The following is an 11663-nucleotide window of genomic DNA, read 5'->3' as shown; positions in this document are numbered from 1 at the left end:
TCTGGGAAGATTAGCGACCCCCGTTGATCAAGTCGACGGGATCACGACATCGCCGGAACGTCCGAGTGGCGTTCGCAGGCTGCCAAGCGGAGGTTGTGCACGTGCTGCTCGAGGAGCTCAGGCCGGGTCTGCGGATCGACGGACTCGTACCGGCGGAGGTCGTCACGCTCATCGCCGCCCAGCCGCACGGTGGAGACGCGGTCGAGCTGACTTTCAAGACGGCCGGGGGCGCCCTCGATCAGCAGATCGTCTTCCGGAGGGACGAGGGCAGGCTGAGCATTGCCCGCAGCGGTAGCCGCGCCTTCGACGCGAACGTACGTGACTTCCAGCTGGTCGCCGAGGCTCAGAGGATCTCGTTGGCCGGCTTGTTCGACCCGATGCTGGCCGTGGCGACCAGCGACGTCCAGCCGCTCCCGCACCAGATTCGCGCCGTGTACGGCGAGCTCATGCCCCGTACGCCGCTGCGTTTTCTGCTCGCCGACGATCCGGGTGCGGGAAAGACGATCATGGCAGGGCTCTACATCAAGGAGCTACTGCTGCGCGACGATGTCAAACGGTGCCTCGTCGTGGCTCCAGGAGGCCTGGTCGACCAGTGGCAGGACGAGCTCTTCTTCAAGTTCGGCCTCCGCTTCGACCTGCTCACGAACCAGCTCGCCGACTCGCCGCTCCATCTCAATGTCTTTGAGGCCCACCCGCTTCTCATCGCGCGCATGGACCAGCTCTCCCGTAACGAGCACCTGAAGGCACAGCTCCGGGACACGGAATGGGACCTGATCGTCGTAGACGAGGCGCACCGCATGGGTGGTCACTACTTCGGCGGCAAGGTGGAGAAGACCAAGCGGTTCCAGCTCGGTGAGAAGCTCGGGGAGATCACGCGCCACCTGCTCCTGATGACCGCGACCCCGCACTCGGGAAAGGAGGAGGACTTCCAGCTCTTCCTCACCCTGCTGGACCGTGACCGGTTCGAGGGCAGGCAGAAGAGGAGCGCCGACGTCGGCGGGATCATGCGGCGCATGATCAAGGAAGACCTGCTTACATTCGAGGGCAGGAAACTCTTTCCCGAGCGAGTGGCGGAGACCGTCCCCTACGAACTCACGGCACTCGAGTACGACCTCTACGAGGACGTCACCCACTACGTCCGCGAGGGGATGAACCGCGCCGACCGCATTGGCGGCACACGCAAGAACACCGTGGGTTTCGCACTCACCGTGCTGCAGCGACGACTGGCCTCCAGCCCCGAAGCGATCTACAAGAGCCTCGTGCGGCGTACCGAGCGCCTGGAGCGCAGGAAACAGGAGATCCTCGACGGCACCAGTCGCGAGAGCATGCCCACCGTTGACATTGCTTCCTTCGACCACGACGACTTCGACGCCCAGGAGATCGAGGAGATCGAGGAGGAACTGCTCGACGCGGCGACGGCGGCACGGACGGTCGATGAGCTCGATGCCGAGCTCGTCGAGCTGAGGACGTTGGTGCGGACGGCGCAGCGGGTCCGCGAGGCGGGCACGGACCGCAAGTGGTCCGAGCTGTCTGCCCTCCTCCGGGACCACGCGCTGGTGACGGACGCCGAGGGGCACCCGCGGAAACTGATCGTCTTCACCGAGCACCGCGACACCCTTCGCTATCTGCAGGCCAAGATCGGCTCGCTGCTTGGGAGGGCCGATGCTGTCAAGGCCATTCACGGCGGCGTACGTCGGGCAGAACGCCGGCAGATCACCGAGGAGTTCACCAAGAACCGCGACGTTCGGATCCTGCTGGCCACCGACGCCGCGGGCGAGGGCCTCAACCTGCAGGCCGCACACCTGATGATCAACTACGACCTGCCCTGGAACCCCAACCGCATCGAGCAGCGCTTCGGCCGCATCCATCGCATCGGCCAGGAGGAGGTCTGTCGGCTCTGGAACCTCGTAGCCTCCAACACCCGCGAAGGTGAGGTCTTCACGCGTCTGCTGGAGAAACTCGACCAGATGCGCGAGACGTACGGCGGGAAGGTCTTCGACGTCCTGGGAGAGGCATTTGCCGAGACTCCGCTGCGAGACCTGCTCCTCGACGCGATCCAGTACGGTGAGCAGCCGGCTGTCAAGGGCAGGATGCACGAGGTTATCGACAGCACCGTCGGAGACGGCCTCAAGAGTCTCCTGGACGAACGTGCGCTCGCTTCGGAGCACCTCTCGGATGCCGATCTCGGTGTTCTGCGCGCCACCATGGACGATGCCCGCGCCCGGCGTCTTGAGCCGCACGACATCGAATCTACCTTCAAGGACGCCTTCACCCGGCTCGGCGGCCGGATCGTCAAGCGGGCACAGGGTCGTCACGAGATCGCCCACGTGCCGCAACATGTCCGTTCAGCGGGCAACGGCCCCATCGCCACCAAGTACGACCACGTCACCTTCGACCTCGGCCGGGTCCAGCCCGACGACCGCGCCCACGTCGACCTGATCGCCCCGGGCCACCCACTGCACGACGCCGTCATGGCGGAAACCATCCGGAACTTCAGCGGCGCCCTCAACCGGGGCACCATCCTCGTCTCGGCCGCTGTCGACGCGCCACACCTGCTCGTCGGGGTCGAAGAGGAGGTCGTGGACGGTACCGGCGAGTCGGTGGCCCGACGGTTCTCCTACGCCTACGTCGACAGTCGCGGCACCGTGCACCCGGCCGGCCCTGCGCCCTACCTCGACTGTGCTGCGGCGCCCGACAGCGCAGCGACCGACATCGCGCACGGACTGCCTTGGCTGGCGGACGCCGAGTCGAAGGCGACCAGCTGGATCATCGCCAACCAACTCCCCGAATACCTGGCCGAGGTCCAGCCCCGTCGCCTGGCAGAGTTGATCAAGACACGGGAACTGGTGACCAAGCGCCTGACCTCGGAGAGCGAGCGGCTGCTCTTCGATGCCGCAGCGGCCTCCGAGAAGGAACGGAGAGGTGAGAAGCCCAAGGAGTCTTCGGAGAGCCTCCACCGCAAAGCTGTTGAGCTCGACGTGCGGCTCCGGAAGCGTCTCGACCTGCTCGACCAGCAGCAGCAGATGTCGACGAAGCCACCGTATATCCTCACCGCGGCGCTCGTGCTGAGCGCCTCCGATCTGCCCTCTTGCGAGTGAAGAACATATTTGTGTGATTACGAGGGGGGCCTGAAGCGCGGCATCCGCCCCCAGTGCCTGAGTTCGACGGACGCGCGCTCGGCAGGGTTGCGGAGCCTGGCGCGGACGGAGCATGTCTGTTTCCCAGTCGCTGTGTCGCTGGCCCTTCGGCCGCCTGCTGGGAGCGCATAGTGTCGGCGGTTTGCTGGAGACCGGAGTCCGCGGTGGTTTCCATGTAGGCGGCGGCGTCGGTGACGCCTGGACGACGCCGTCGGCGGGGGCAGCCGTCAGGTCGTGGGCCGATCCAGGGCGCGGCACGGAGAAAGCGTATTCCTCTGCTGGCGGTGGTCAGAGCCTGGACATTCAGCCCATGCCCAGGCGGCGCTTTGCTCCCGAGGCCGCGCCCGGAGCAGGAACGCATCCCCACGAGCGCGGTTATGCGAGCCCTCGACGCCGTGCGGAATGGCGAAGCGTAAAATGCGTGGTGCCGAGTGTCTTTAGCTCTCGTCGCCGTGGCCAGACCGTGAGATTGGTAAGAGGCACCTCTCCGCGTTCGGAAGGGAGGGGTTGGGGGCTTCCGCTGCCTCGGCAGGAAAGGACCTGACGGCGCCGAAGGGTATGAATTCGCCGGACGGGAATTCGAACCTTGCGCTCGGCGATGATCACGTGAGGCAGCTGCGCGCCGACTCCTTGTGCTTCATGCTTCGACCATTCGGCACCGCTCTTCCAGCCATTTTCGGACCTCCGCCGGCGAGAACCGAAGCTGCTGGCCTACGCGGAAGCTTGGCACTTCTTCCTTGAGATGGTTGTCGTAGACCCAAGAAGCCGGCTTCCCGAGATAGGCGGCAAGCGCCTTGACGTCCCACATCGGCTCACTCACAAACAGTTCCTCTACGCTTGCTTCAGGTGCTCGCGAGGACGGTAGTGAGGAAAGACGGCCGCACCAAGCGGGTGGAGGCCTGCGTCGCGACGAGGGCCCCGGAGTCAGCACCGAACCAGCACGACGCACCCGAACGGGCCGGAACGGACGTCAGTGGAAGTCAGCACCAGGTCAGCACCGGCGCGGTCGCGCTCGATTTGGCTCGTGCGGTCCGCGCCTCTGACCTGCATGTTTGTGCGGGAGGGTGCCGCGTGGTAAGCGGCGCCCTCCCATTTGGAGAACATCTGGCTGCGGACCAAGCGGTACAACGCCTCCGGCAAGGTCGTCTCCGGCACCGGCGGCGTCTGCTACCTCTACTTCCCGGCGGCGCGGCTGACCCCGCGCCAGCGGGCGGCGCTGGCGGCCGTCGGAGTGCGCTGAGCACCGGGCCGCGGCGGGGGCTGTGAGCAACGTCTCTGCCGCAAAGGGCGCGGGCGGTGGCAAGGTGGACGAATCGGTGGGGGGAGTCCACCGCACGCACGAGATCAGCGAGAAGCACATGACCGCCACTTCAGTCACCGCCGCCCGCGTCCGCACCGGAGGCCCGCAGGACGACGGCCCCAAGATCGTCGAGCACGTCATGGGCTGGGTCCTCGTGGCCGTCGTCGCGATGCTGATCACCCAGCTCGGCCTGCTCTGAGCCGGCGGGGGCGCTGTGAGCCGGCGCACATCCCCGCTGTGACCTCACGCATACCCGTCCGGTCCGACCTGCCATACTGCGGATGTCCCGCCGCCCGTTGGAACCAGGGTCGAAACGTGAACATCAGTGAACAGCGTGACGCGGCTCGCCCCCGGCCGCGCGGTACCGAGCGTTCCCTCGCCCGCCGCGCCGAACTCATCTCCATCGGGCGGAAGTTGTTCGCCGACACGTCCTACGACGCGCTCTCGATGGACGACATCGCCCGCCAGGCCCATGTCGCCAAAGGGCTGATCTACTACTACTTCCAGTCCAAGCGCGGCTACTACCTGGCCATCGTCCAGGACTCGGTCGCCGATCTGGTCACCTTCGCGGCGAGCGGACTGAAGCTGCCCGCGCGCGAGCGGGTGGAGCGCACCATCGACGGCTATCTGCGCTACGCCGAGCACAACCAGGCCGCGTACCGCACCATCGTCAGCGGCGGGGTCGGCTTCGACACCGAGGTGCAGGCCATCCGGGACGGGGTGCGCGAGGCGATCGTCGCCACCATCGCCGAGGGGGCCTACGGCAGCGCCGACATCACTCCGCTGGCGCGGATGGGCCTGCTCGGCTGGGTGTGCGGGGTGGAGGGCGCCACCCTCGACTGGATCGACCGTCCCGCCCTCACCCGAGAGGTGATGTGCGAGCTGCTGGTGAAGACGCTCGGCGGTGCCATGCGCGCGATCGAGGAGATGGACCCCGCCTATCCGGCCCCGCGGCCCGCCCGCCGGGAGGGATGAGCGGGGGCGGAGGCCCATGACCGGCCTCCGCCCCGTATGCCCTGCCCGTTCGCGACCGGTCAGTTGATGGCCTTGATCAGCTCACCGCTCGCCGTGTCGCCGCTCAGCTCCCAGAAGAAGGTGCCGCCCAGGCCCTGCTGGTTCTTGTACGTCATCTTCGTCGCGATGGTCGCCGGGGTGTCGTAACTCCACCAGTTGCTGCCGCACTTGGCGTACGCGGTGCCGCCCACCGTGCCGGTCGCCGGGCACTTGGTCTTCAGCACCTTGTAGTCGTCGATGCCCTGCTCGTACGTGCCGGCCGCCGGGCCGGTCGCGGTGCCGCCGGGCGCGGACTGGGTGACGCCCGTCCAGCCGCGGCCGTAGAAGCCGATGCCGAGCAGCAGCTTGGAGGCGGGGATGCCGAGGCCCTTGAGCTTGGCGATGGTCGCCGAGGTGTGGTTCGCCGCCTTCGGGATGCCGGTGTACGAGGTCAGCGGCGAGTGCGGGGCCGTCGGGCCGGTGGCGTCCCAGGCGCCGAAGTAGTCGTACGTCATCGGGTTGTACCAGTTGACGTACTGGGCCGCGCCCGCGTAGTCGGCCGCGTCGATCTTGCCGCCGGTGCTCGCGTCCGCCGGGATCGCGGCGGTGACCAGGTTGCCGGAGCCGAACTTGGCCCGGACAGCGGCCATCAGGTTCTTGTACGCCGCCCGCCCGCTGGTGTCGCAGCTCGCGCCGCAGGCGTTGGGGTACTCCCAGTCGATGTCGATGCCGTCGAAGACGTCCGCCCACTTGGAGTTCTCGACGAGGTCGTAGCAGGACTGGGCGAACGCGGCCGGGTTCTTCGCGGCCTCACCGAAGCCGCCCGACCAGGTCCAGCCGCCGAACGACCACAGCACCTTGAGGTTCGGATACTTCTTCTTCAGCTCGCGCAGCTGGTTGAAGTTGCCGCGCAGCGGCTGGTCCCAGGTGTCGGCGACCCCGTCGACCGACTCGGCGGCCGTGTAGGTCCGGTCGGTGGCCGCGTAGGCGTCGCCCATCACGCACTTGCCGCCGACGACGTTGCCGAAGGCGTAGTTGATGTGGGTGAGCTTGGCGGCGGAGCCGGAGGTCTCGATGTTCTTGACCAGGTACTTGCGGTCGTAGGTGCCCCATTCGGTGAAGTAGCCGACGACCTTGGAGCCCGCGGCGGCTTCGGCCTCGGGGGCGGCGGTGGCCGTGGTGGCGCCGGCGCCCGCGAGGAGTCCTGCCCCGAGGACGGCGGTACAGGCGGCGGCGACGAGCGCCCGGAACGGGGCGCGGGAACGGAGGGGGGTGCGCATCGGGTGTCTCCTCGTGGGGGAGAGGGGGACGCGTGCTGATTGGCATGAACGCGAAAAGGCGTCCGGTGATGCGACACCGTAGGAGGACTAGACCAGTTCGGTCAATGGTGCGGACCAATTTCGGAGGGCGCATAATTCTTGAAGTGAGCGGTCGTTAACCGGTGACGGAGCGCCTCGGATCGGGCATACTCACAGCGCACAGCCGCTGGTCAGCGGCTTCCGCGACCCGGAAGCCCAGGCCTCGGCCGGCCCTCAGAGAGACCCGGCGGAGCCGCCCCACCCACGGCGCTCGTCCGCCGATATGCCCTAACGGGAGGAGAGCGTCGCCATGCCCGACCACGCCCCGCAGCCGGTGGACCGGCAACTGCCCACGGACGAGGCCCGGGACCTGATCTCGCTCGTCCGCGACATCGCGCAGCGTGAGATCGCCCCGGCGGCGGCCGAGGAGGAGGACGCCGGCCGCTTCCCGCGCGCGATATTCACCCTCCTGTCGGAATCCGGCCTCCTCGGCCTGCCCTACGACGCCGAGTACGGCGGCGGGGACCAGCCCTACGAGGTCTACCTCCAGGTCCTGGAAGAGCTCGCCGCGGCCCGCCTCACCGTCGGCCTCGGGGTCAGCGTCCACACCCTCGCCTCCCACGCCCTCGCCACCTTCGGCACCAAGGAGCAGCAGGTCGAGCACCTGCCCGCGATGCTCGGCGGCGGCCTGCTCGGCGCCTACTGCCTCTCCGAGCCGTCCTCCGGCTCCGACGCGGCCTCCCTGCGCACCAAGGCCGTACGGGACGGCGACGGCTGGCTGATCACCGGCAGCAAGGCCTGGATCACCCACGGCGGCATCGCCGACTTCTACACCGTGATGGCCCGCACCGGCGAGGACGGCCCGCGCGGGATCACCGCCTTCCTGGTGCCCGGCGACGCCGAGGGGCTGAGCGCGGCGGCGCCGGAGAAGAAGATGGGCATGAAGGGCTCGCCCACAGCCCAGGTCCACTTCGACGGGGTGCGCGTCGGCGACGACCGGCGCATCGGCGAGGAGGGCCAGGGCTTCGCGATCGCCCTGGACGCCCTGGACTCCGGGCGGCTCGGCATCGCCGCCTGCGCGATCGGTGTCGCCCAGGCGGCCCTCGACGCGGCCGTGGAGTACGCGACCGGACGCCGCCAGTTCGGCCGGCCGATCGCCGACTTCCAGGGCCTGCGGTTCATGCTCGCCGACATGGCGACGCAGATCGAGGCCGGCCGCGCCCTCTACCTCGCGGCGGCGCGGCTCAAGGACGCGGGCCGGCCGTTCGCCAAGCAGGCCGCCATGGCCAAGCTGCACTGCACCGACACGGCGATGAAGGTCACCACGGACGCCGTCCAGATACTCGGCGGGTACGGCTACACCGCGGACTTCCCGGTCGAACGCCATATGCGCGAGGCCAAGGTGCTCCAGATCGTCGAGGGCACCAATCAGATCCAGCGCATGGTCATCGCCCGTCACCTCGCCGGTCCGGAGAGCCGCTGAACTGACCCGGCCTGACCAGGGGCGCCGCCAGCCTGACCCACTCGGGGTCGTGGCGCCCCGGCAGGGTGCGTCCGCCGCTGGCCCAGGTGCGCATGAGGTCCCGGTAGATCGGCGGGTCCTGGAGCTGCGGCGGCGCCGCCACAGGCGGCAGCGGAACCGATCCTGCGGGAACGAACAGTGGACGCTGACGCCCGGTCGCGGAGTAAGTGGGGGTCATACCGGGGCAACGCCGCGCCGGGCGGACAGGTCACGATGCGCGGAATAGGGCGTGCGTTCTGCGGATGTCCGGTCCGGTGACCTCAGGTGATCCGGACACCGGACACGACCGACCCGCGCCACGGCTCGAGTGCCGTGGCGCGGGTCGGTCGAGAGAACCGGGCCGGGTGGCTCAGGCGGCCTGGCGGCGCATCGCCGGGACGCGCATCGGGCGCGAGCCCGGGCCGCCGACGTGCGAGAACGGCTGCATCCGCCAGTCGAGACCCTGCGGCAGGGTCAGCAGCAGCGCGGTGTGCTGCTCCTGCGGCTCGAAGGACTCGTCGGCGGGCCGGGCGTCGGTGGCCCGGCGGCCCGTACCGGCACAGACCGTGAGACCGAACGGGTTCCACGGCGAGGCGCACAGCGCGTGCTCCGGCAGGACCTCCTCGTCCGCCAGCAGGGCGATGGGCTGCGCGCAGTCCGGGCAGATCACCCGGTACATCTCGAAGGTGTCGTACGCGTCGAACTCGTCGGTGTCGTAGGCGTCGGGTTCGACGCCCTCCGGCTCGGGCTCGACGACCGGCTGCGGGCGCTTGGGCGCGACACGACCAGGGCGCTTAAGACTCTGCATGGGATTCTCCCCCTCGGGCTGGGCCGTTCAGGCACTGCGGCCTCGACCACAGCAAGCACTTCCCAGCCGGATTCCGGGGTAATCACGAGAACATCACGGAGACGGCGGAGAGGCTGTGGCATTCGTCACACGGCCTGTGCGGCGGCCCCGCACGGGAGGCCCCGCGGCCCGGACGGTTCACGGCTTCCGCGCGGCCACATCACGAACCGGGCATGACCTGGGCCGCAAGCTATCCGAGGAGATCAGCGGCACTGTAGGTTCTTGCGTCATGGAGGAGCTGGACCGACAGATCGTGCAGCTGCTCGTCAAGGACGGGCGGATGAGCTACACCGACCTGGGCAAGGCCACGGGCCTGTCCACGTCGGCCGTGCACCAGCGGGTGCGCCGGCTGGAGCAGCGTGGTGTCATCCGCGGGTACGCCGCCGTCGTCGACCCCGAGGCCGTCGGGCTGCCCCTGACCGCCTTCATCTCGGTGAAACCGTTCGACCCCAGCGCACCCGACGACATCGCGGACCGCCTCGCCGGCGTCCCCGAGATCGAGGCCTGCCACAGCGTCGCCGGCGACGAGAACTACATCCTCAAGGTGCGGGTGGCCACCCCGCACGAACTGGAGGAGCTGCTGGCCCGGCTGCGCGGCCTCGCCGGGGTCTCCACCCGCACGACCGTCGTCCTGTCGACGCCGTACGAGGCACGCCCGCCGCGCATCTGAACCACCTGCGTGCGGGACGGCGCACGCGGGGCGCGAGACTGTTCCCCATGAGTGAGCGCACCGACCCGACGAAGACCGTCCTCCTCCGCCGCGGAGAGGTCCACAGCCCCGCCGACCCGTTCGCCACCGCCATGGTCGTCGAGCACGGCCAGGTCGCCTGGGTCGGTTCCGAAGGCGCGGCGGACGCCTTCGCGGACGGCGTGGACGAGGTCGTCGACCTCGACGGCGCCCTCGTCACCCCCGCGTTCACCGACGCCCACGTCCACACCACCGCCACCGGACTGGCCCTGACCGGGCTCGACCTGTCGGCCGCGGGCGATCTCAACGAGGCACTCGCCCTGGTCCGCGGCTTCGCCGCCGCCCGCCCGGACGACCGGGTGCTGCTCGGCCACGGCTGGGACGCCGCCCGCTGGCCCGGCGGCCGCCCGCCGACCCGTGCCGAGCTGGACGAGGCGACCGGCGGACGGCCCCTGTACCTGAGCCGGATCGACGTGCACTCGGCGGTCGTCAGCACGGCGCTGCTGGAGCTGACGCCCGGCCTCGACGCGGCCGACGGCCCGCTCACCGCCGACGCGCACCACACGGTCCGCGCCGCCGCCCTCGCCGCCGTCACCCCGGCCCAGCGCACCGAGGCGCAGCGCGCCGCCCTCGCCCACGCCGCCTCCCTCGGCATCGGCTCGGTCCACGAGTGCGGCGGGCCGGACATCTCCTCCGAGGACGACTTCACCGGCCTGCTCCGGCTCGCCGCCGAGGAGAGCGGCCCGCGCGTCGTCGGCTACTGGGCCGAGCGGGATGTGGCGAAGGCGCGCGAACTGGGCGCGATCGGCGCCGCCGGCGACCTCTTCGTCGACGGCGCCCTCGGCTCCCACACCGCCTGCCTGCACGAGCCGTACACCGACGCGGCCCACACCGGCACCGCCTACCTGGACGCCGACGCCGTCGCCGCCCATGTCGTCGCCTGCACCGAGACGGGTCTCCAGGCGGGCTTCCACGCCATCGGCGACGCCGCCGTCACCGCCGTCGTCGAGGGGGTGCGTGCCGCCGCCGAGAAGGTCGGCCTCGCCCGCATCCGCGCCGCCCGGCACCGCGTCGAGCACGCCGAGATGCTGACCCCCGAGACCGTCGCCGCCTTCGCCGAACTCGGCCTCACCGCCTCCGTGCAGCCCGCCTTCGACGCGCTGTGGGGCGGCGAGGACGGCATGTACGCCCAGCGCCTCGGAGCCGAACGCGCCCGCGCCCTCAACCCCTTCGCGGCCCTGCTGCGCGCGGGGGTGCCGCTCGCCCTCGGCTCCGACAGCCCGGTCACCCCGCTGGACCCGTGGGGCACGGTCCGCGCCGCCGCCTTCCACCGCACCCCCGAGCACCGCGTCTCGGTACGAGCCGCCTTCACCGCCCACACGCGCGGCGGCTGGCGAGCGACCGGCCGCGACGACGCGGGCGTCCTGGTGCCGGGCGCGCCCGCGGACTACGCGGTGTGGCGCACCGGCGCGCTCGTGGTGCAGGCCCCCGACGACCGGGTCGCGCGCTGGTCCACCGACCCGCGCTCCGGCACCCCCGGACTGCCCGACCTCACCCCCGGCAGCGACCTGCCGGTCTGCCTGCGCACGGTGGTGGGCGGACGGACCGTGTTCGTACGGCCGGGCGAGTGATCTCCACGGCCGGCACGGGCGAGCGGACCGCCCGGCCACCGTCTCGCGACCTGCGCATCCTCCGCTCCGACCTGCGGGTTCATCACGGAGTCGCAGGTCAAGCGGCTGTTGACAGGCGACGGTGAGGGGCCGGTAGGTTCTGCCGGGTCCACCACCGGACACCCCGACCGGGGAACGTTCGCGCACTCGTCGCGGCGCCGCTGGGTCAGGGATGGTGAACCCCACCGGGCCACCGTCACTGGCAGCCAGGCTCAGCGTCCGCACCGCA

Annotated in this window: 9 protein-coding genes and 1 pseudogene; 7 read left to right on the top strand and 3 right to left on the bottom strand. The window is 70.0% G+C overall.

The genetic code is table 11. From position 1 onward, the window contains the following. Nucleotides 1-101: 101 nt before the first annotated feature. Nucleotides 102-3098 (top strand): DEAD/DEAH box helicase, encoded by a 2997-nt coding sequence (locus ABT232_RS14980; protein ID WP_351840296.1) that lies wholly within the window; start codon nt 102-104, stop codon nt 3096-3098. A gap of 676 nt (nt 3099-3774) precedes the next feature. Here the strand turns inward: ABT232_RS14980 and ABT232_RS14975 are convergent. Next, complete coding sequence (locus ABT232_RS14975) at nt 3775-3957, bottom strand: helix-turn-helix domain-containing protein (RefSeq protein WP_351840294.1); 183 nt, start codon at nt 3955-3957, stop codon at nt 3775-3777. Nucleotides 3958-4233: 276 nt separating this feature from the next. On the opposite strand from ABT232_RS14975, the pseudogene ABT232_RS14970 reads away from it, so the two are divergent. The 3 genes and pseudogenes from ABT232_RS14970 to ABT232_RS14960 form a co-directional block, all read left to right on the top strand. Further along, nucleotides 4234-4377 (top strand): annotated as a pseudogene (locus tag ABT232_RS14970) (peptidase C39 family protein); the annotation flags it as partial. Nucleotides 4378-4495: 118 nt separating this feature from the next. Then, entirely contained in the window at nt 4496-4636 is a 141-nt protein-coding gene (locus ABT232_RS14965; protein ID WP_351840292.1) for an SCO1431 family membrane protein, read from the top strand. 116 nt (nt 4637-4752) lie between these two features. Then, a complete protein-coding gene (locus tag ABT232_RS14960) occupies nt 4753-5412 on the top strand; it encodes a TetR/AcrR family transcriptional regulator (protein WP_351840290.1) in 660 nt (219 codons plus the stop codon). Between the two features lie 59 nt (nt 5413-5471). Here ABT232_RS14960 and ABT232_RS14955 read toward each other — a convergent pair whose 3' ends face one another. Further along, a complete protein-coding gene (locus ABT232_RS14955) occupies nt 5472-6710 on the bottom strand; it encodes a glycoside hydrolase family 18 protein (protein WP_351840288.1) in 1239 nt (412 codons plus the stop codon). Between the two features lie 328 nt (nt 6711-7038). On the opposite strand from ABT232_RS14955, the gene ABT232_RS14950 reads away from it, so the two are divergent. After that, entirely contained in the window at nt 7039-8211 is a 1173-nt protein-coding gene (locus ABT232_RS14950) for an acyl-CoA dehydrogenase family protein (protein ID WP_351840286.1), read from the top strand. A gap of 388 nt (nt 8212-8599) precedes the next feature. On the opposite strand, the gene ABT232_RS14945 is transcribed toward ABT232_RS14950, so the two are convergent. Then, nucleotides 8600-9037: a hypothetical protein gene (locus tag ABT232_RS14945; protein WP_351840284.1), complete on the bottom strand. Its 438-nt coding sequence runs from the start codon at nt 9035-9037 to the stop codon at nt 8600-8602. 268 nt (nt 9038-9305) lie between these two features. On the opposite strand from ABT232_RS14945, the gene ABT232_RS14940 reads away from it, so the two are divergent. Continuing rightward, the gene (locus tag ABT232_RS14940; RefSeq protein WP_043498889.1) at nt 9306-9746 is read left to right on the top strand and encodes an Lrp/AsnC family transcriptional regulator; all 441 of its coding nucleotides are present in this window, start codon (nt 9306-9308) and stop codon (nt 9744-9746) included. A gap of 47 nt (nt 9747-9793) precedes the next feature. Further along, a complete protein-coding gene (locus ABT232_RS14935) occupies nt 9794-11395 on the top strand; it encodes an amidohydrolase (protein ID WP_351840282.1) in 1602 nt (533 codons plus the stop codon). Nucleotides 11396-11663 lie beyond the last annotated feature (268 nt).

Origin of the sequence: Streptomyces sp. NPDC001532, from assembly GCF_040298625.1 — a bacterium.
Lineage (GTDB): Bacteria > Actinomycetota > Actinomycetes > Streptomycetales > Streptomycetaceae > Streptomyces.
Note: the sequence above shows the minus strand (reverse complement) of the source record. Positions and strands in the feature narration are given on the sequence as shown.